The organism is Pseudomonas sp. NPDC087346 (genome assembly GCF_044744235.1).
In the GTDB taxonomy this organism is placed as follows: Bacteria; Pseudomonadota; Gammaproteobacteria; order Pseudomonadales; family Pseudomonadaceae; genus Aquipseudomonas.
In genome coordinates this window covers 1-19039 of the sequence record NZ_JBIUXX010000069.1, presented here as the reverse complement: position 1 = coordinate 19039, position 19039 = coordinate 1, and the positions used below count along the sequence as shown (strand labels likewise).

Annotated in this window: 19 protein-coding genes; 9 read left to right on the top strand and 10 right to left on the bottom strand. The window is 58.8% G+C overall.

Going from position 1 to position 19039, the window contains the following annotated elements; all coding sequences use genetic code 11:
- Positions 1–60: 60 nt before the first annotated feature.
- Both ACIOZM_RS27295 and ACIOZM_RS27290 read left to right on the top strand, forming a co-directional pair.
- Entirely contained in the window at positions 61–1191 is a 1131-nt protein-coding gene (locus ACIOZM_RS27295; RefSeq protein WP_401219676.1) for a hypothetical protein, read from the top strand.
- Between the two features lie 90 nt (positions 1192–1281).
- Positions 1282–2391 (top strand): hypothetical protein, encoded by a 1110-nt coding sequence (locus ACIOZM_RS27290; protein ID WP_401219673.1) that lies wholly within the window; start codon positions 1282–1284, stop codon positions 2389–2391.
- 150 nt (positions 2392–2541) lie between these two features.
- On the opposite strand, the gene ACIOZM_RS27285 is transcribed toward ACIOZM_RS27290, so the two are convergent.
- The 3 genes from ACIOZM_RS27285 to ACIOZM_RS27275 all read right to left on the bottom strand — a co-directional run bounded on the left by ACIOZM_RS27285 (position 2542) and on the right by ACIOZM_RS27275 (position 4474).
- Positions 2542–3825 carry an HAAAP family serine/threonine permease gene (locus ACIOZM_RS27285; protein ID WP_401219692.1) on the bottom strand — a complete coding sequence of 428 codons (1284 nt, stop codon included), beginning with the start codon at positions 3823–3825 and terminating at the stop codon, positions 2542–2544.
- 253 nt (positions 3826–4078) lie between these two features.
- The gene (locus ACIOZM_RS27280; RefSeq protein ID WP_401219671.1) at positions 4079–4261 is read right to left on the bottom strand and encodes a DUF3040 domain-containing protein; all 183 of its coding nucleotides are present in this window, start codon (positions 4259–4261) and stop codon (positions 4079–4081) included.
- A gap of 18 nt (positions 4262–4279) precedes the next feature.
- The gene (locus ACIOZM_RS27275) at positions 4280–4474 is read right to left on the bottom strand and encodes a hypothetical protein (RefSeq protein WP_401219668.1); all 195 of its coding nucleotides are present in this window, start codon (positions 4472–4474) and stop codon (positions 4280–4282) included.
- A 302-nt stretch (positions 4475–4776) separates the two neighbouring features.
- Here ACIOZM_RS27275 and ACIOZM_RS27270 point away from each other — a divergent pair, with 302 nt between their 5' ends.
- From ACIOZM_RS27270 to ACIOZM_RS27245, 6 genes are all read left to right on the top strand, one after another.
- Positions 4777–5160 (top strand): tautomerase family protein, encoded by a 384-nt coding sequence (locus tag ACIOZM_RS27270; protein ID WP_401219666.1) that lies wholly within the window; start codon positions 4777–4779, stop codon positions 5158–5160.
- Between the two features lie 219 nt (positions 5161–5379).
- On the top strand, positions 5380–5904 hold the full coding sequence (locus tag ACIOZM_RS27265) for a cysteine hydrolase family protein (protein WP_401219663.1): 525 nt from the start codon (positions 5380–5382) through the stop codon (positions 5902–5904).
- A gap of 140 nt (positions 5905–6044) precedes the next feature.
- Entirely contained in the window at positions 6045–7013 is a 969-nt protein-coding gene (locus tag ACIOZM_RS27260) for a 2-hydroxyacid dehydrogenase (protein WP_401219660.1), read from the top strand.
- A gap of 166 nt (positions 7014–7179) precedes the next feature.
- Positions 7180–8247, top strand: coding sequence for a phosphotransferase family protein (locus ACIOZM_RS27255; RefSeq protein WP_401219657.1), 1068 nt, complete (start codon positions 7180–7182; stop codon positions 8245–8247).
- Positions 8248–8269: 22 nt separating this feature from the next.
- On the top strand, positions 8270–9037 hold the full coding sequence (locus ACIOZM_RS27250; protein WP_401219654.1) for an SDR family oxidoreductase: 768 nt from the start codon (positions 8270–8272) through the stop codon (positions 9035–9037).
- A 242-nt stretch (positions 9038–9279) separates the two neighbouring features.
- On the top strand, positions 9280–10395 hold the full coding sequence (locus tag ACIOZM_RS27245) for a Gfo/Idh/MocA family protein (RefSeq protein ID WP_401219652.1): 1116 nt from the start codon (positions 9280–9282) through the stop codon (positions 10393–10395).
- A gap of 3 nt (positions 10396–10398) precedes the next feature.
- On the opposite strand, the gene ACIOZM_RS27240 is transcribed toward ACIOZM_RS27245, so the two are convergent.
- The 7 genes from ACIOZM_RS27240 to ACIOZM_RS27210 all read right to left on the bottom strand — a co-directional run bounded on the left by ACIOZM_RS27240 (position 10399) and on the right by ACIOZM_RS27210 (position 17643).
- On the bottom strand, positions 10399–10995 hold the full coding sequence (locus ACIOZM_RS27240) for a trimeric intracellular cation channel family protein (RefSeq protein WP_401219649.1): 597 nt from the start codon (positions 10993–10995) through the stop codon (positions 10399–10401).
- A 46-nt stretch (positions 10996–11041) separates the two neighbouring features.
- On the bottom strand, positions 11042–11266 hold the full coding sequence (locus ACIOZM_RS27235) for a hypothetical protein (RefSeq protein ID WP_401219646.1): 225 nt from the start codon (positions 11264–11266) through the stop codon (positions 11042–11044).
- Positions 11267–11995: 729 nt separating this feature from the next.
- Positions 11996–12250: a DUF1652 domain-containing protein gene (locus ACIOZM_RS27230; protein WP_401219644.1), complete on the bottom strand. Its 255-nt coding sequence runs from the start codon at positions 12248–12250 to the stop codon at positions 11996–11998.
- A 134-nt stretch (positions 12251–12384) separates the two neighbouring features.
- Positions 12385–13878, bottom strand: coding sequence for a helix-turn-helix transcriptional regulator (locus ACIOZM_RS27225; protein WP_401219642.1), 1494 nt, complete (start codon positions 13876–13878; stop codon positions 12385–12387).
- A gap of 187 nt (positions 13879–14065) precedes the next feature.
- Entirely contained in the window at positions 14066–14959 is an 894-nt protein-coding gene (locus ACIOZM_RS27220; RefSeq protein WP_401219639.1) for a LysR substrate-binding domain-containing protein, read from the bottom strand.
- A gap of 6 nt (positions 14960–14965) precedes the next feature.
- Positions 14966–17179 carry a molybdopterin cofactor-binding domain-containing protein gene (locus ACIOZM_RS27215; RefSeq protein WP_401219637.1) on the bottom strand — a complete coding sequence of 738 codons (2214 nt, stop codon included), beginning with the start codon at positions 17177–17179 and terminating at the stop codon, positions 14966–14968.
- On the bottom strand, positions 17179–17643 hold the full coding sequence (locus tag ACIOZM_RS27210; protein ID WP_401219635.1) for a (2Fe-2S)-binding protein: 465 nt from the start codon (positions 17641–17643) through the stop codon (positions 17179–17181). Before ACIOZM_RS27210 ends, ACIOZM_RS27215 begins: the two co-directional genes overlap by 1 nt.
- A 118-nt stretch (positions 17644–17761) precedes the next feature.
- Between ACIOZM_RS27210 and ACIOZM_RS27205 the strand changes: the two genes are divergently transcribed.
- Positions 17762–18652, top strand: a complete 891-nt coding sequence (locus ACIOZM_RS27205; protein WP_401219632.1) for a LysR substrate-binding domain-containing protein — start codon at positions 17762–17764, stop codon at positions 18650–18652.
- The last annotated feature ends 387 nt before the right edge of the window (positions 18653–19039 follow it).

Genomic DNA, 19039 nt, shown 5'->3' with positions numbered 1-19039 from the left:
TACTCAAAGAGAAGCCTCCAGTTCTGCTAGTCGAAACCCAGCTTCTGGAGCAAGCCGATCATGGAGAATAATCACGACCAATCCGTCAGCACACAGCAGATTGAACAACCGCAAAAAGCAGGGGATATCAAACCGTTTCTGGGTGGCAAAGTTACCTATCTTGCACCGTTACCCTTACCAACACTGTTGCCCCCTTATGGACCACATATTGGTGAGCTGAATGATGGTCACATGGATTTCGGGGGGGGAGCACCCCAGGTTTTTTCATGGCAGATGATTTTGGGTGGGGCAATAACAATGACCTTTATGTGGGCCGTCCTGGCGCCTCTTTTCAGCTTATGTTTTGGTCTCGTTTCAGGATACGACTGGCAGTATTCCTGGGAGTTTGCAGAGCAGTTATTTTGGCCCTCATCAAAGCTCGGATTGCAAACAGCGTTCGTCATGTTATTCATCGGCCTATGCGTCTGGCACCACAACCACAAAAAAAGCATCCACCTCATCCCCACCCGCTTCAACCGCCAACGTCGCGAAGTCTGCTTCATGCCCAAAGGCGACACCGAACCAGTCTTCGTCCCTTGGGAATCCCTTTGCGCGTGGACTATAGAAGCCCAAGGCGTCACCCAGTACGGCGTCCACCGCCAATACGGCATGGGTATCGGCTTTTACCAGGGCGAAACCCTCACCAGCCTTGAATTCCCCTCCGCCGGTCTGCCGCTCGCAATCAGTCATTGGGAGGCGATTCGTGGCTACATGGAATACGAAGTCAACGACCTCAAATCGATTCAGGATCTGCAAGACCTGCAAGGCCCCGACGACCCACCCCACCAAGGCCTGCACACATTCCGCAATGCCCGCACACGCATGCACCAGCAAATCCGCGACGGCTCACGCACTCGGCTGTCGGGCTTCTTTTGGTACCTGTATCACGTCATGACGTTGTGGACGATTCCCAACCACCTCGTCGAATGGGAGGTGCGCCGCCTCGAAAAAATCGGCAAACAAACCCTGCCCGAAGCCATGCGTGAATGGTCGGAACCGCTGCCGAAAGATCAATGGATCAAACCGAGTGAAGAGTTGCTGCGACTGAGCGAAGAGGTGCGGCAAATGCAAAAGCGCCAGCCGCGACGGCCGATTACCGAGATATTTGCTGATGTTCAACGCTCGGGCCCAATCGGAAAGCGTCGCGTATGACGGGATATTTTTCGGTAGTAGCTCCTCAGTTACTCAAAGAGAATCCTCCTGTTTTGCTAATCGAAACCCGATTTCTGGAGCAGGCCGATCATGCCGAGTAAATGCCACAAGGCCATCCGCCCAGAAAAAGCTGAACAACCACGAAAGGCTGGAGATATCGAGCCTTTCACGGGCGGAAAAATCACATATCTTGCTCCGCTACCTTTACCAACACCGATGCCACCTCACGGCCCACATATCGGCGAGCTGAACGACGTGTATATGGATTTCGGACTGGGCTCACCACAAGTGTTCTCATGGCAAGTCATATTAGGTGGGCCGATCAGCTTGTCATTCACGGCTGTATTCTTATTCCCGCTAATTACCGGAGTTATGGGAATTATTTTTGGATACGGACAGGAGGCTATATGGGAATCCATGGTCGGCATGTTTGAGACAGGCTATGAGAGCGCGCTTATAACCGACCCTTTAATCTTACTCATCGGCCTATGCGTCTGGCACCACAACCACAAAAAACGCGCCCATCTCATACCCACCCGCTTCAACCGCCAACGTCGCGAAGTCTGCTTCATGCCCAAAGGCGCTACCGAACCAGTCTTCGTCCCTTGGGAATCACTTTGCGCGTGGACCATAGAAGCCCAAGGCGTCACCCAGTACGGCGTCCACCGCCAATACGGCATGGGAATCGGCTTTTACCATGGCGAAACCCTCACCAGCCTCGAATTCCCTTGCGCCGGACTGTCACTCGCAATCAGTCATTGGGAGGCGATTCGCGGTTACATGGAATACGAAGTCAACGACCTCAAATCGATTCAGGACCTGCAAGATCTACAAGGCCCCGACGACCCACCCCACGAAGGCCTGCACACATTCCGCAATGCCCGCACACGCATGCATCAACAAATCCGCGACGGCTCACGCACTCGGCTGTCGGGCTTCTTTTGGTACCTGTATCACGTCATGACCTTATGGACGATTCCCAACCACCTCGTCGAATGGGAAGTGCGCCGCCTCGAAAAAATCGGCAAACAAACCCTGCCCGAAGCCATGCGTGAATGGTCAGAGCCGCTGCCGGAGGAGCAATGGGTCAAACCCAGTGCAGAGCTGCTGCGAATGAGCGAAGAGGTACGGCAAATGCAAAAGCGCCAGCCGCGACGGCCGATTGCCGAAATATTTGCTGAAGTACAGCGAGGGATTTGAAGCAAGGAGGGAAAAGCTGTGGGGGTCCGGGGTAGCGGGTTTTCGCCGCCCTGCCCCAGAGCAAAAAGCAAAAGATCGCAGCCTGCGACCGCTCCAACAGAAAAACAACAAACCCTGTTGGAGCTGCCGCAGGCTGCGATCTCTTGATCTTTAAACAGACAACTTGTAAACCAGCGCCGAAATCGCCACCAGACCTACAGCAGTGACAAACACGTTCGACGCCTGACCACGATAACGGGCCATCGCCGGCACCTTACGGATCGCGTACATCGGCATCAGGAACAGGATCGCCGCGATGACCGGGCCACCGATGGTTTCGATCATGCCGAGAATGCTCGGGTTCAGGGTCGCGACGATCCAGCACACCACCAGCATCAACGCTGCGACAATGCGATCCAGCGCCTTGGGGCTCGGACGCTTGCCGGTCTTGACGATCAAGCCTTTGAGGCCTTCGCTGGCGCCGATGTAGTGACCGAGGAACGACTTGGAGATCGCCACAAAAGCAATCAACGGCGCCGCAAAAGCGATGGTCGGGTTGCTGAAGTGGTTGGCCAGGTAAGACAGGATCGACAGGTTCTGATCCTTCGCTTCAGCCAATTGCTCAGGCGACAGTGTCAGCACACAGCTGAACACAAAGAACATCACCATCAGCACCATCAGTGCATGGGCACGGAACAGGATCTGCGAACTGCGTTCATCGGCATGCACGCCGTAACGGCGCTTCTGATCGACCGAAAACGCCGAAATGATCGGCGAATGGTTGAACGAGAACACCATCACCGGAATCGCCAGCCACAGCGTGTGCAGCAACGCCGATGGCGCCGGCACCTGCGAAACGGTAGTGAGGATGCCGCCGTTCCAGTGCGGGATCAGATACACCGCCAGAAACAGCAGCGCGACGATGAACGGGTAAACCATCAGGCTCATCGCCTTGACGATTGCCTGCTCGCCGCAACGCACCACCGCCAGCAGACCCAGAATCAGCACGAACGACAGCAGCGCGCGCGGTGGCGGCGTGATGTGCAGTTGGTGTTCGAGGAAACTGGCGACCGTGTTGGTCAGGCCCACGCTGTAGATCAGCAGGATAGGGAAGATGGCGAAGAAGTACAGCAAGGTGATCAACGCACCGGCCTTGATGCCGAAATGCTGCTCGACCACTTCAGTGATGTCGGCGCCTTCGCGACCGGAGAGCACAAAGCGGGTCAGGCCGCGGTGCGCGTAGAACGTCATGGGGAATGCCAGCAACGCGAGGATCACCAACGGCCAGAAGCCGCCAAGACCTGCGTTGATCGGTAGAAACAGGGTGCCGGCGCCGATGGCCGTCCCAAACAGTCCCAACATCCAGGTGGTGTCCTGGCGTGCCCAGCTCGTTAGTTCAGCGGGTGCTGCAGCTTCTTCATAGCGTTGGTCGACGCTATTGGCCTGATCATTCATCCGGTCGGATCTCCGCATTCCGGTCACTTGCCACTCGGTCAGGACGCGTCGGAAAAAACCGACAAACATGCTCCGGCCGAAACAGGGGCGAGATTCTCCGCGATAAATGAGCAGAAGCAAAGACTTAGCTGAGGAATGGTTGTGCGGAGCAGATAAATGGGTTGTCGTTTATGGAAAAGTATCCGTCGGTATCAAGTAAGCCTGATGTCGTTTTCAGGCACGCTTCAGTGCCGAATGCTTATCGGAAATCTGATTAGAGCGAACGGTAGATCACCAATCCGATCACGAGGCACACCAAGCCAAATAAAAATCCGAGGCCGAACCTGAATAGCTCTGAACGTATTTCTGCCGGAGACAGGTTTCGTACTTCATCGGCAAACTCGGCGTCCTCTCGACGCAGTCTTTCGATTCTGGCGTTGCGATCTTCTGTGATCATGCTGATTTTCCTTTTAGTCTAAATCCCGGCCAATAGTCCGAACAACGCAGTAAGCGCGGCTAGCACTGCAGTCCCTACTACAACGGGATACCAGAATTTTTCTCGATTCAATTTAAGCTCCTCGGCAATCAGCTTGCGCCGTTCGACAATGAGCTTCCGGGATTCATTTTGTAGCCTTTCAAGTTCGAGATTTTCGCGATCGTTCTGAAGCATTCGCCTTCCTTGGCTGTTGGCAGTAACTGCCCGAACTGCTTTGTACTCTCATCATTTCGCGTTCACCGCCTGCCGAATAGCGGACGAATCTGCCGAAGTCGTAGGCAAAATCCTCGAATTTAGTAAGTAGCCTCCTACAAAAACTGCGGCGGGTTCATCGCCCCACCGCGGCGTGCACTAATCAATCAGCACCAGAGTAACGAGTGCCCTTAAACGGACACCGCCCAAGGCTATTTATCGGCTATACCCAATGGCGAAAGGTCTGACACGTCCCTGCCCCTTTAGTCCACGGAGCCCACCTCATGCCCCTCGTTCGCGTCGAACTCAAAAAGCGCCCCGACCCAACCTTCGCCAAACGCGTCGGCGAGCAAATCTACGCCGCCATGCGCAGCGCCATCAGCGTCCCGGAGCACGACAACTTCCAGATCCTCGCCGAGCACGACGGTGAGCATTTCATCTTCGACCCCGAATACCTGGGCATCCAGCGCAGTGACCAACTGGTGATCATTCAGATCACCCTCAACGAAGGCCGAACCCAAGAGCAGAAAAAAGCGCTGTACCAGACCATTGCGCAGAACCTCAACACCCATCTGGCGATCCGTCTGGAGGATGTGTTCATCAATCTGGTGGAAGTGAAAAAAGAAAACTGGTCATTCGGCAACGGCATCGCCCAATACGCCAGTTGACAGCCTGGCAAGTGCGCCAGCATGATCGGCCCATGAACATTTGCCCACTGCACCTCACCCGTAACACCACGACCGCCATCGGCGGGTCGTGGTGTTTGCGCCTGAGGTAAATCCAGCGCAGCAAACCCAAGGCCCCGCCAGCAATGGACGGGGCCTTGTTGTTTCTCCCGTCCGTGCGGCTGCAGTTGTAAACAGTCGAGTCACCCAAGGAGAAAAACCATGTCCGCAGCACTGTTGATCATCGATATGCAGGTCGGTCTGTTCCACGGCCCGGAAAAACCCCACGACGGCGAACGCGTACTCGCCAATATCCAGCGCTTGATCGCACAGGCGCGCGAGCAAAACGCGCCGATCCTTGCAGTGCGCCATACCGGTCCGCAGGGTTCACCGATTGCCTCCGGCAGCCCGCTCTGGCAGTTGCTGCCCGAGCTTGAACTGGACGCTGAAGTCGACAGCCTTTTCGACAAATCCAGACCCAACGCATTCCATGGCACTGAACTGGCGCAGCAGCTTGAATCCAGAAAAATCGAGAATCTCCACATCGTCGGCATGAAGACGCAGTTCTGCATCGACAGCACCTGTCGCGCCGCCGCCGATCTGGGCTTCAAACCGTTGCTGGTGGCGGACGCCCACACTTGCATGGACACCCCGGCACTCCCCGCCCAGGCCATCATCGACCATCACAATGCGACCCTCGGCGCAGCCTTCGCACGACTGATCAATAGCGCCGACGTAAGCTTCTGACGAAGCGCGCACTCACTCCCCGCTTCAGCTCCTACACTGGCTGATGCGGGGCAGTCGCCAGCCATTGCCAAACCGCTCTGGAATCAGCACTCTGACACGACTTTCGCGACCGAAACGCCGACGATCACAGGAGCCGCGCAATGCCCGCCACCGTTCTGGTACTGGTTGAAACCATCAATGATTATTTGCCGATTCTCGAGCATCAAGGCTTTCACCTGATCCTCGCGCCAACGCCGGCCGAACGTGCGCAAGCCATCGCCACCCACGGCGAACGAATCGATGCCGTGCTGACCCGTGGCCCGCTGGGCCTGACCGCTGACGAAATCGCCGCCCTGCCCGCGCTGAAAATCATCACGGTGATTGGCGCCGGTTACGAACATGTCGACCTGCAAGCCGCGAGTGATCGCGGGATTACCGTGACCAACGGCGCCGGAGTCAATGCCTCGTCGGTGGCTGACCATGCCATGGCCATGTTGCTGGCGTTGGTACGTGACATTCCGCGCTGCGATGCCGCCGTGCGACGTGGCGAATGGCCGAAGATCATGCGCCCGTCACTGGCCGGCAAACGTCTGGGGATTCTCGGCCTCGGCGCGGTGGGCATGGCGATCGCCAAGCGTGCGGGGCTCGGTTTTGATATGCAGATCAGCTATCACAGCCGTCAGGTGCGCAACGACGTGCCTTACGCTTTCTGCTCGACGCCGACCGAACTGGCCAGAGCGTCGGACTTTCTCATCGTCGCGACCCCGGGCGGCATCGGCACTCAACATCTGGTCACGCGTGCGGTGCTGGACGCGCTCGGCCCGAAAGGTTTTATCGTCAATATCGCCCGCGCCAGTGTGATCGCCACTGCCGACCTGATCGTGGCACTTGAGCAGCGACGAATTGCCGGCGCGGCGCTGGACGTGTTCGATCACGAACCGCAAGTCCCCGAAGCGTTGAGAACCCTGAGCAACGTGCTACTGACTCCGCATGTCGCCGGCCTGTCGCCGGAAGCCACCCAGGGCACCGTCGAGTTGGTGGGCAAAAATCTCGTGGCATTTTTCTCCGGCCAACCGGTGTTGACGCCGATTGCGCTCCCTCCAGGACTCAACAACCAGCGCGTGCACTGATAAACAGTGGCAGCGCACCTGAACGCTGCCAAGTCCTGCCTATTCGGAACGCTGATTATCCGGCAACACGCTAACCTATAAGACCGCACCGCGCTTGTTAGCGACCCGGCGCGCCATTAGATTAGCCAATGATGTCTGGCCTCCAAAATAAGCAGAAGGGATAAGCATGGCGCTTACTGACCAGTCCACCCGTATCCGCTCTGGCGAAGAACTCGATGCCAGCCTGATCGATCCGTACCTCAAGGCACATATTCCGGGCCTGAACGGCACCCCGCAGATCAGCCAGTTCCCCGGCGGTGCGTCGAACCTGACCTACCTGCTGGAATACCCGGGACAGGAATTTGTTCTGCGCCGGCCGCCGTTCGGCCACAAAGCCAAATCCGCCCACGACATGGGCCGTGAATTCCGCATCCTCAATCAGTTGCGCGACGGTTTCCCGTACTGCCCGAAAGCCTACGTGCACTGCACCGATGAATCAGTGATCGGCGCCGAGTTCTATGTGATGGAACGGGTCAACGGCATCATCCTGCGCTCGGAATTGCCGGCAGAGCTGGAGCTGGATTCGGAAAAAACCGAAGCCCTGTGCAAGAGCTTCATCGACCGTTTCGTTGAACTGCACCGCGTTGATTACCAGGCCTGTGGCCTCGGCGATCTGGGCAAGCCTGAAGGCTACGTCGCCCGTCAGATCAAAGGCTGGAGCGAGCGCTACGAAAAAGCCCTGACCCCGGACGCACCGCACTGGGAAGCGGTCAAAGCCTGGCTCAACGAGAAGATGCCGGCCGACCACCCGAACTCCAGCATCGTCCACAACGACTACCGCTTCGACAACGTGATCCTCGATCCGAACAACCCGATGCAGATCATCGGCGTGCTCGACTGGGAACTGACCACGCTTGGCGATCCGCTGATGGACCTCGGCAACACCCTCGCCTATTGGATTCAGGCCGACGATCCGGCACCGGTGCAACTGATGCGCCGTCAGCCGAGCCACGCACCGGGCATGCTGACCCGCCGCGAGTTCGTGGATTATTACGCCGAACGCTCGGGCATCCAGATCGACAATTTCGACTTCTACTACACCTACGGCCTGTTCCGTCTGGCCGGTATCGTGCAGCAGATCTACTACCGCTTCTACCACGGCCAGACCCAGGACAAACGCTTCGCGCAGTTCATTCACATGAACAAGCTGCTGGAGCAGATGAGCCTGCAGGTCATTGCGAAATCGAGCCTCTGACGGCCCACACCAAGGAACCCTAATGTCCAAGACCCAGTTGTTCGACCTCGATGGCAAGATCGCTTTCGTTTCCGGCGCCAGCCGTGGCATCGGTGAAGCCATCGCCAAACTGCTGGCCCAGCAGGGCGCGCATGTGATCGTTTCGAGCCGCAAACTCGACGGCTGCCAGCACGTTGCCGACGCGATCATCGCAGCCGGCGGCAAAGCTACTGCTGTGGCTTGCCACATCGGTGAAATGGAGCAAATCACTCAGGTGTTTGCCGGGATCAAAGAACAGTTTGGTCGCCTGGATATTCTGGTGAACAACGCCGCGACCAACCCGCAATTCTGCAACGTGCTGGACACCGATCTGGGCGCGTTCCAGAAGACCGTTGACGTGAACATTCGCGGCTACTTCTTCATGTCCGTGGAAGCTGGCAAGTTGATGCGCGAAAACGGTGGCGGCAGCATCATCAACGTCGCTTCGATCAACGGTATTTCCCCGGGCATCTTCCAGGGCATCTACTCGGTGACCAAGGCTGCGGTGATCAACATGACCAAAGTCTTCGCCAAGGAATGCGCGCAGTTCGGCATCCGCTGCAACGCCTTGCTGCCGGGCCTGACCGACACCAAGTTCGCCTCGGCGCTGGTGAAGAATGATGCGATTCTGAAGCAGGCGCTGACCCAGATCCCGCTGAAACGCGTGGCCGATCCGAGCGAAATGGCCGGCGCGGTGCTGTACCTGGCCAGCGATGCGTCGAGCTACACAACCGGTGTTTCGCTGAATGTGGATGGCGGTTTCCTCTCCTGACGTTTTCGTGGATAACAAAACGGCAGCCTCAGGGCTGCCGTTTTTCTATATGCATCCACGCCCCCTGTAGGAGCTGCCGAAGGCTGCGATCCTTTGATCTTGTTTTTGAAGGTCAAAAAATCGCAACCTTCGACAGCTCCTACACGACCCTCACAGAATTTACGTTCCACACATTGCAATTAGAGAATTTATATTCCATAAATAGCCCTCCTGAAAACAATATTCCAAAAAGGGTCCCGGCTATGCGTGAACTCGGTATCGGTCTGATCGGCACAGGTTTCATGGGCCGTGCCCATGCCTTGGCGTTTCGTAATGTCAGCGCAGTCTTCGAATTGCCGCTCAAACTCAATCTTGCCGCCCTCGCCGACGCCGATCCACAGCGCGCCCGCCACTGCGCCGATGCCTGGGGCTTCGCCACCGCGCACAGCGACTGGCAGCAATTGATCGATGATCCCAAGGTCAATCTGATCGCGATCACCACACCCAACCACTTGCACTACCCAATGGCCATGGCCGCCCTCGCCGCCGGCAAAGCGGTGTACTGCGAAAAGCCGCTGGCAGTGAGCCTCGAACAGGCCAGCGCCATGCGTGAGGCTGCCAGGAGCGCGGGCGTGGTGACGCGGGTCGGCTATAACTATCAGCACAACCCGATGATCGTCCTCGCCCGTGAACTGATCAAGAACGGCGAACTGGGCGAAATCATCAGTTTTCAAGGCGAATTCAGCGAAGACTTCATGGCCGACCCCACTTCGCCGTGGTCATGGCGCTGCGACCCGAACCACGCCGGAGGCGCACTGGCGGACCTCGGCAGCCATTTACTGTCGATGGCCCGCTACCTGATCGGCGAAGTCGAAGCCGTCTGCGCCGACACCCAGACCGTGCACAGCCAACGCCCGGAGTCGCCCGGCAGCACGGTGCTGAAACCCATCGCCATCGACGATCAAGTCCATGCCCTGCTGCGTTTTGCCAATGGCGCGCGCGGCACGTTCAGCAGCAGTTGGTTGAAGCACGGTTACAAAAATCACCTGAGCTTCGAAATCAGCGGCACTCGCGGCACGCTGGCATTCGATCAGGAGCGCCTGAACGAACTGCGCCTGTTCCGCGCCGGGCAGGATGGTTTCCAGCGCCTGCTGGCCGGGCCGAACTTGCCGGGTTACGCAGCATTCAGCCCGGCTCCCGGCCATCAGCTCGGCTACAACGAACTGAAAACCCTTGAAGTGCATGATCTGATCATGGCTTTGGCGGGCGACAGCCGAGGCGGCACCGATTTCGAACAAGCCTGGGCCGTCGAACGGCTGGCCACAGCGATTCGCCTGGCTGCACGGGAACAGCGTTGGGTCAGGATCGAGGAAGTGTGACGTTCAGGCACCGATAACCTTCGGCAACTGCCAGCCGAAATGCACCGAGAGCAGGCGCAGCAGCAAACACGCCGCGCCTGCCAGCAACGCCGCCGCCACCGGCGACACGCCCAGGCGTCGGGCAATCACCAACACCGCCGCGCCAAAAAACGCCGAGCTGGCATACAAATCAACCTGCAACACCACCGGCACCCGCGCCAGCACAATGTCTCGAAGCACCCCGCCACCGACACCGGTAATGGTGCCCATCAACATCGCCACAAACGGCGTGATACCAAAATTCAACGCCTTCTGCGCCCCGGCCACGGCAAACAACGCCAACCCCGCCGCATCCAGCACAATCAACGTCGAACCGGACCAACCCAGCACCTGCTCATGAAACACAAACGCCAGCCCGCCCATGGCGAAGGCCAGCACCGGATAACGCCAATCAGATACAGCATTGGGCGGCGCGGCACCGATCAACAGATCACGCGTGACCCCGCCGCCGAGCGCAACGATGAAGGCAATCACCATCACTCCGAGCAAGTCGAGCTGACTGCGCATCGCCGCAATCGCCCCTTCGACGGCAAACACCGCCACGCCGACGAGATCAGCCACCAACACAACCCGCTCGACCCGACTCCTCAACGAAGCAACGCCAACACTACTGCGTCACACAGCGCGTGGTGGTGGTGACCCGCGTCACCTGACCATCAGGGCCGCGCATCTCACCCAACACATCAGTGTTCTCAAGCGTCTGACAAATACGCACCGGCGGCGGTGGCGGCGCAGCAGGTGGAGGCGGCGGCGGACTTGCACAACCGCTCAACAACACCAGACCGAAGACCATCGACGACGTCGCACACACGCGTTTCCCAAGACTGTTCATAGGCTGACCCGCGATAAATGGAAGACAAAAATCCGCGCCGGCCCACGCATAGGGCTGGATGCGGAAAACGTGACCACTCATTCCTTATAGCCCAGTCGCCTGCAAGTGCCAGTGGAATGGAGATTGGATTGGGTGGGAGCTGTCGATTTCGGGGGATCAGATGAAGGTAATGCGGGCGCTTGCAGCCCACTTTCTGTAGGAGCTGTCGAGTGAAACGAGGCTGCGATCTTTTGATCCTCGGTTTCTAGCGCAAGAACAAAGTCAAAAGATCGCAGCGTGCCGCAGCTCCTACAGGGAGTGCGTATACCCGCAAAGGATTGGTCGGCTGTCAGGCCGCCAAGTTCCGCTTCGCTCCACCACCACTCACAGGATGAGCGTTAGCTCGGCTGTGATCTTGATCTTGATCCACAAGGCCCCATCGGAAGGCTGAGTGGAGGGATTCATCCGGGGGTGGGCGCGCAGCGCCGTTCGACGAAGTCGAACAGATCGAGAGGAGGTGCAGCGAAGCAAACCGTAGGCGATCCCCCCGGATGAGTCCCGGAGCGAAGGAACCCCGAGCCCCAGCGAGCGGGCCGCACGCAGGGGCCCAGACCTTTGCTTCCTTTGGGGCGTTTGCCAAAGGGAGTCGCTGTAAAAGCGAAACCGCCAGCCGCAGCTACCGAAGCAACGGATATACCCCCAAACCCGCAAGAACCTGGTCGGCCCAAAGGCCGCCAAGGACAACCGACATCAAACCAACCCCGAATCCGTAGGCCGCAAAGAATTACTCCCCAACTCATACCGCAACTCATCAATCAAGGCATCCACCGCCTCAGGCGTACGCAGCGAGCTCAAATCCAAGCCGCTGATCACCAAATCAACCCGCCCAGACTCAGGATCAAAAAGCTTCACCGTCAACGAATGCTCCCCAGTGACCAGACACTCACAGGCAAGCGGTGCAAAACTGCGCTCAAGCTGGCTACGCAACTGCGCCAGATTAATCATTGGAGCTGTTCCTTTAGCAACATCGAAGGGCCACGATCCCAAGCCAAAGACTCGTATCGCACCTCACCAGCCTAAGAACTGCCCCACCCCACAAAAACCTCCATTTGCACCTTGCCAGCTAGTGCATTTGCACCCTACCGTTGACCGGTTCGCCACTCCCCGGAAAACAACCCCCGCTCCCGAGCCCAGACAATCGCCTCACTGCGACTGTGCACATCCAGCTTGGAATACACCGTCGCCACATGATTACGCACCGTGTTCGGCGCCAGTTTCAGCCGCGCCGCAATCTCCTTGTCCGCCAGCCCTTCGCAGATCAACCCCAGCACATCACGCTCGCGCGCCGTCAGATCGGTAAACGACACACTCGGCAGTTGTGGTGAATTGACCTTCTTCACATTCGCCAGCTTCTCAATCAGCGTACGACTGAACCACGAGGCATCCTTCATCACCTCTTCGATCGCCGCCACCAGCTCCAGCTCAGTGCGCTTGCGCTCGGTGATGTCCATCAGCACCAGCAGATAACAGGTGGTGTCCTGAATATTCACCGTATCCGCCGACACCGCGCACTCAAGCAAACCGGAATCCTTCTTGCACACCCGCACATCGACCCGATCAACCCGGCCATTCTTTTCCAGCGCTGCCAGCAAACGCGTACGGGCCGCGTTGTCATCGATAAACCCTAGCTGAGTCACGGTTTTGCCCAGAACTTCCTCGCCGTCATAGGCCAGGGTATCGAGGAACGCCTGATTGACGTCGATCACCCGTTGCTCATCGGCGCTACAGATCACAATCGGCACCGGCGTCAGGCGAAAAGCCTTGGCAAAGCGCTCCTCGCTCTGCCGCAACGCCACCTCGGCCTTGTGCCGCAATTCCATATCGACGAAAGAAAACAGCATGCATTGCTCATCATTGAGCTCCAGCGGCTGACCCGCGACGATCACTTGCTTGCTGCTGCCGTCCGGCAAGCGCAACTCAGCCTGCATCTGCGGAATGGTCGCTACGTCGCGCAGGCGCTGGATCGCCAGGTCCTTTTTCTCGGCGTTCTCAAGGATGTCGATTTCATAAGCCGAGGTGCCGATCACCTGATCGCGGGTATAGCCGGTCATCTCCAGAAACCCCGGATTGACCTTTATGTAACGCAAGTCGCTCAGCCGACAAATGACTGCTGGTGCCGGGTTGGCATTAAAGGTTTTTTCGAAACGTTGCTCGGCGTTGGCCCAGTCCGTGACATCGCTCATGATCAGCACCAGCGACTCGGGCTGACCTTCGCGATCGGTCAAAACCATGCTGCGCACACTGTGCACCCAAGTGCGCTCCGGGTCTTGCACCGGGGTCACTTCGATCAGCACATCACTGAAGACTTCGCAGCGGGCGACGCGGCTGAGCGGATAGTTCTCCGGCGCCAGGGTGTGATTGTTGCGATAACGCAGACTGAAGCGTTCGGCGTACTCGGCGGCGTTTTTGCCCAAGTCACCGATCCGGCTGACAGCATGCATGGCCAACGCCGCTTCGTTGGCCCAGAGAATGCTCTGATCCAGCTCCAGCAAAATCACCCCGTCGGACAGCCCGGCGATAATCTGCTGCAACTGGCGACGATTGGTTTCGCGGGTCAGGACTTCCTGGCTCATTGGCTCTCCACAGGGAATACGCTTGTGAAGAGTACGACCGCAGCCGTTGCTGATCGTGCCAACCATCAACTTCAGCAGCACCTGCGATGCCCTGTGGGAGCTAGCCTGCTAGCGATTACGGTGATTCAGTCGATATCTATCCTGAAGGAGACATTGATATCGCTAGCAGGCTAGCTCCCACAGGGGTTCAGGGTGAGCTGGCGCTTTCGACCAGTTCTCGCAAGGTATCGAGAAACAGCTTGAGCACCGGCGAAGCATCGTCGGCGCGATAGGTCGCATACAACGGCACCTCCGGCAGTGCCGGAGTCAGGCGCCGGAACACCAGCCCCGCCGGGGCCAGTTGCTCGATAGACGCCGGCAACAGCGCCACGCCAAACCCGGCACGCACCAGGCTGAGCAAAGTCTGCACCTCGATCACCTGCTGGCGGATCTGCGGCGTAAATCCGGCCTGAATGCAGCATTGATAGAGAAAATTGGCAAACCGCGACTGCTTCAGCTCCAGCGCCACAAACGGCTCCCGCGCCAGATCCGCCGGCGCCAGCACTTCACGTTGCGCCAACGGGTGATCCGCCGGCATCACCACATGGATCGGCTCATAGATCAGCAGTTCATTGCGCAACTGCGGATCGTCATAACCGACACGAAACACACAGGCATCAATGCGCTTTTCCTTCAACGCCTTGACCTGCGCCGCCGGGGTCATCTCGTGCAGACGCCAGTTGACCTGCGGATAACGCTCGCGAAACAGATGCAAGGCCTTGGGCAGCACACCGACCATCACCGAACTGATCATGCCGATTTCCAGTTCGCCAAGCTGCCCGCGACCGGTCTGCCGGGTCAGGTCCAGCGCCCGTTCGAGCTGTTCGAAGACCAGCGGCGCCTGCTCCTTGAGCATCTGCCCCGCCGCCGTCAGCTCGACCCGATGATGACTGCGCTCGAACAACGGCGTACCCAGTTCCTCTTCCAGCAGCCGAATCTGCTGGCTCAGCGGCGGCTGGCAGATATGCAGACGTTCGGCAGCGCGACCGAAATGCAACTCGTCGGCCAAAGCCATGAAGTACCGCAACAGGCGCAGATCCATGGCGGTTTATCCCAGGGTCAGAGGTGTCGAACGCTGGCGCACCCCAGTCAGGCTGAACAGCGCATTGGCGATGGCCGGCGCCACCGAGGGACTGCCCAGTTCACCGACGCCTCCGGGTTTGCTCGGTTCGCCATCCAGTACCAGGATGTCCGTGGCCGGCATGTCGGACATGCGCGTGACGCGGTAATCGTGGAAATTGCTCTGTACCACCCTGCCCTGTTTGATATCGAGCCGGTCGAACAACGCATGGCCGAAGCCCCACATCAAACCGCCGTAAATCTGCTCTTCGACGCCGCCCGGCGACACCGCCAGACCGCAATCGACTACGCAGGTCAGCTTCTCGACTGTCGGTTTGCCATCCACCGTCGCCACTCGCGCCACCACCGCAATAAAACTGGTGTAACCCTGATTAGTCGCGATCCCCAACGCCGTACCGGGCGGCAGCGATTGGCCCCAACCGGCGCGCTCGGCAGCCTGTTTGAGCACCGCCACATGTCTCGGTCGTTCCTGCATGTTGGCCAGCCGGAAGGCCAGCGGATCTTGCCCCGCAGCAAACGCCAGTTCGTCCATGAAACTCTCCACGGCGAACACATTGGGAATGAAACTTACCGAGCGATACCAGCCACTCGGCACGTTGCTTTCGTGCTTGACCCAGTTGAGTTCCAGATGCGGCGGACGATAGGCAAAATCCCACGCGGTGATCGCTTCGGTGGTGCTGTAATCCATGTGATCCGGGCGCTCGAAATAACCTGGCTCCCACTGTTCCGGCGAGGCCGGCGACACCGCATGCAATTGCAGTGCGGTAAGTTTGCCCTGCGCATTCAGCGCACCCTTGGCCCGATGCAGGGTCGCCGGATGGTTGAACAGCGCGTGCATTTCATCTTCGCGGCTGTTCAGCAACTTCACCGGCACACCGGTTTGCTGCGCCAGGTACGCAACTTCGAACAACCAGTATTTGGCCTCCCGCGCACCGAAGCTGCCGCCGGATACCAGCTCATTGATCGTGACTTTGTCCTTGTCGATGCCGCACACGGTTTGCGCCGCTTCCAGCGCGCTCGACGGCACCTGAACCCCGCCCCAATAAGTGATCGCCTTGTCCTTGACCTGCGCGGTGATGCAGATCGGTTCCAGCGGGTTTTGCACCTTGTACGGCATGGTGTAATCGGCTTCGATCAGCTTCGCGGCGTGCGGCCATTGTCCTGCGACTTCGCCGTTGGTCATGGCTTTGACGGTTTGGATCGAAGGATCGCTGATCGCTGCGGCCTGGGCCTTGGACAGCTCTGAGCTGTCGAAACCGGCCAGCGCTGAGTCGCTCCACTTGATCTCAAGCACCTTGCGTCCCTGCTGCGCCGCCCAGAAGGTATCGGCGAGCACCGCAACCCCTTCCAGATTGCCGCCGAGTACGTCCGGGCGACCGGGAATCGCCAGCACTTTGCGCACCCCCGGCACCTGCAATGCGGCAGCCGAATCCACCGCGAGCACTTTGCTGCCAACCACCGGCGCACGTTGAATCACCGCCACCAGCATGTCCGGCAATTGCACGTCGATGCTGTACTTGAAGCGTCCGCAGACCTTGGCCGCGGCGTCACGTTTGTGGCGCAGCTTGCCGATGTACTTGAACTGCGCCGGGTCCTTGAGCGTGACCTTTTGCGGCGCCGGCAGATGTGCCGCAACACCGACCAGTTCGCCGTAACCGAGGCTGCGCTTGCTCGATGCATGCAGCACGCGACCGTCTTCAGTGATGCAACTGTCGGGGCTGACTTTCCACTGTTTGGCCGCCGCCGCGATCAACAGCGCCCGCGCCGTGGCGCCGGCCATGCGCAGGCGATCGTATTCCAGCGAGACACTGGTGCTGCCGCCCGTGGAGAAGACTTTCCAGATCGGATGAATGTAGGTTTCGAAGAACGGATTTTCCGGAGTGATGACCTGCACGGTCATCGGATTCACGTCCAGTTCTTCAGCGACGCACGCGGCCAGCGCGGTCTGGGTGCCGGTGCCGGAATCGTGTTTGTGCACCACCAGTTTCACGGTGCCGTCGGGGAAGATGCGCACCCAGGCATTGGGTTCGAATTCCGTTGCCGGCGCTGGGACTTTCGGGTCGGTCGCGGCCATGCCGGATGGCAGGTACAAGGCAATCGCTAATCCTGAAGCAACGGTCGCAGCCTGCTTCAAAAACACCCGGCGCGGCAGTTCGATCAGGGTCTTGTCGAGGATGCTCATCAAGCCTCCTTCGGCGCATTGGCCGCGCGTTTGATCGCTTTGTTGATCCGTCCATAAGTGCCGCAACGGCAGATGTTGCCGGACATGGCGTTGCGGATCGAATCATCAGTCACCGCCGCCCCGGTATTCAGCAGCGCGGCGGCGGACATGATCTGCCCGGATTGACAGTAGCCGCATTGCGGCACATCTTCGGCGACCCAGGCCAGTTGCAGCGGATGGCTCTGGGTGGGCGACAAACCTTCGATGGTGGTGATGCTGTGACCATCGACCGCCGCCACCGGCAACTGGCAGGAACGCACCGCGACACCGTCCAGATGCACGGTGCAGGCACCGCACAGGCCCATACCGCAACCGAACTTGGTGCCGGTGAGTTTCAACTGATCACGCAACACCCATAACAAGGGCATGGCGGGCGATGCCTCGACCAGCTCGCGTCGTTCGCCGTTTACCGTGAATGTAATCATTGTCAGGCTCCAAAAGAGCGGCCCGTCTTTATGCGGGCCTGGTGACCGATTATTGGAACCCTGAGCAAAACGCGGCCAGCGACGATTTCTGCCAACCGCTGTAAGCAGGACTAACAACATGTACAAGCGATACCCATCGGTGCAGTCCATGAGCGCGTTTATCCATGCCGCGCGCAGCGGCAGTTTCTCCAGCGCTGCGCGCAAACTCGACCTCACGCACAGCGCCATCAGCCAGCAGATTCGCTCGCTGGAAGAGTTCATCGGCCAGCCGTTGTTCGTACGTGAAGGTGGCGGCAGCAACCTCACCGATGCCGGGCAGTTGTTTGCCAGCGTGCTGTCAGATGGCTTGGCGCAGATCGACCGGGCCTTGTCATCGGTGAAAAACCGTAGCGTCGCGCAGCGCCTGACGTTGGATGTCGACAGCGAACTGGCGCAGAGCTGGCTCAATCCGCGCCTGCCGGAACTGCTGGATGGCTTGCCGGATTACGAGGTGACGATGCTGTCGATGCCGCGCAGTGATCGCAGCACGTTCGAGCGCGTGGATCTGGCGTTGCGCTACGGTTATGGCGACTGGGATGACTGCGAGATGACGCAGATCTGCGGCGACCGGGTGTTGGCAGTGGCTTCACCTGACTTGCTTGAACGCTACGGTTTGCAGCTGCCGCTGAGCCCGGCGCAGATTCTTGAGCTGCCGCTGTTGGGGTATACGCGGCGCTCGTGGATTCCGTGGCTGGATGCGGCCGGTATGCCGGCGATTGAGCCCCCCGCGCGGATCATTTTCGACAACGCGGCCAATCTGATTGCTGCTGCCGAAGCTGGCGTCGGTGCGGGACTGGTACGCGGATTACTGGCCGCCGATGCCTTGCGCAGTGGAAGGTTAGTGGCGTTGAACGAGGCGCAGATTGCCGCGCACTACAACCTGTATGCGGTGTGGCCGCATGGGCAGGCTGAACGCGTGGCGCCAGTGGTTGAGGCGATCAAACAGTTGGCCCTGCGTACACAACACTGACGCCATCGCTGGCAAGCCAGCTCCCACAGTGGTCGAGGTGTTAATCCGATCTGTGCCACAACACAAAACCTGTGGGAGCTGGCTTGCCAGCGATGAGGCCCGACGGGCCAACACAAAACCATATCCCTGAAGTATCACCACCCTGCCCAATTAATATTGTACGAACCCAACCCCTCTTTCCAATACTCGCCCTCAGCAGCCACCCACCCGGGCCGGATGCGAACAGGCGAGGGAATGCGCGAGTCCTGCGCATAGAAATGGCCGATTGCCCGGGACGTGGATGCTGTGAGCCGCAAGGCTCCCTTCCCCGCTATCAGGAGATCGACTGCAATGATCATCGATATCAGCTGCTATCCCACCGATCTGGTGGACCTCGCCTGGAGGCAT

What these genes read in the sequence shown, in the direction of transcription:
- ACIOZM_RS27295 (WP_401219676.1), top strand. Translation starts at nt 61, where the DNA reads ATGGAGAATAATCACGACCAATCCGTCAGCACACAGCAGATTGAACAA.
- ACIOZM_RS27290 (WP_401219673.1), top strand. Translation starts at nt 1,282, where the DNA reads ATGCCGAGTAAATGCCACAAGGCCATCCGCCCAGAAAAAGCTGAACAA.
- ACIOZM_RS27285 (WP_401219692.1), bottom strand. Translation starts at nt 3,825, where the DNA reads ATGAATGATCAGGCCAATAGCGTCGACCAACGCTATGAAGAAGCTGCA.
- ACIOZM_RS27280 (WP_401219671.1), bottom strand. Translation starts at nt 4,261, where the DNA reads ATGATCACAGAAGATCGCAACGCCAGAATCGAAAGACTGCGTCGAGAG.
- ACIOZM_RS27275 (WP_401219668.1), bottom strand. Translation starts at nt 4,474, where the DNA reads ATGCTTCAGAACGATCGCGAAAATCTCGAACTTGAAAGGCTACAAAAT.
- ACIOZM_RS27270 (WP_401219666.1), top strand. Translation starts at nt 4,777, where the DNA reads ATGCCCCTCGTTCGCGTCGAACTCAAAAAGCGCCCCGACCCAACCTTC.
- ACIOZM_RS27265 (WP_401219663.1), top strand. Translation starts at nt 5,380, where the DNA reads ATGTCCGCAGCACTGTTGATCATCGATATGCAGGTCGGTCTGTTCCAC.
- ACIOZM_RS27260 (WP_401219660.1), top strand. Translation starts at nt 6,045, where the DNA reads ATGCCCGCCACCGTTCTGGTACTGGTTGAAACCATCAATGATTATTTG.
- ACIOZM_RS27255 (WP_401219657.1), top strand. Translation starts at nt 7,180, where the DNA reads ATGGCGCTTACTGACCAGTCCACCCGTATCCGCTCTGGCGAAGAACTC.
- ACIOZM_RS27250 (WP_401219654.1), top strand. Translation starts at nt 8,270, where the DNA reads ATGTCCAAGACCCAGTTGTTCGACCTCGATGGCAAGATCGCTTTCGTT.
- ACIOZM_RS27245 (WP_401219652.1), top strand. Translation starts at nt 9,280, where the DNA reads ATGCGTGAACTCGGTATCGGTCTGATCGGCACAGGTTTCATGGGCCGT.
- ACIOZM_RS27235 (WP_401219646.1), bottom strand. Translation starts at nt 11,266, where the DNA reads ATGAACAGTCTTGGGAAACGCGTGTGTGCGACGTCGTCGATGGTCTTC.
- ACIOZM_RS27230 (WP_401219644.1), bottom strand. Translation starts at nt 12,250, where the DNA reads ATGATTAATCTGGCGCAGTTGCGTAGCCAGCTTGAGCGCAGTTTTGCA.
- ACIOZM_RS27225 (WP_401219642.1), bottom strand. Translation starts at nt 13,878, where the DNA reads ATGAGCCAGGAAGTCCTGACCCGCGAAACCAATCGTCGCCAGTTGCAG.
- ACIOZM_RS27220 (WP_401219639.1), bottom strand. Translation starts at nt 14,959, where the DNA reads ATGGATCTGCGCCTGTTGCGGTACTTCATGGCTTTGGCCGACGAGTTG.
- ACIOZM_RS27215 (WP_401219637.1), bottom strand. Translation starts at nt 17,179, where the DNA reads ATGAGCATCCTCGACAAGACCCTGATCGAACTGCCGCGCCGGGTGTTT.
- ACIOZM_RS27210 (WP_401219635.1), bottom strand. Translation starts at nt 17,643, where the DNA reads ATGATTACATTCACGGTAAACGGCGAACGACGCGAGCTGGTCGAGGCA.
- ACIOZM_RS27205 (WP_401219632.1), top strand. Translation starts at nt 17,762, where the DNA reads ATGTACAAGCGATACCCATCGGTGCAGTCCATGAGCGCGTTTATCCAT.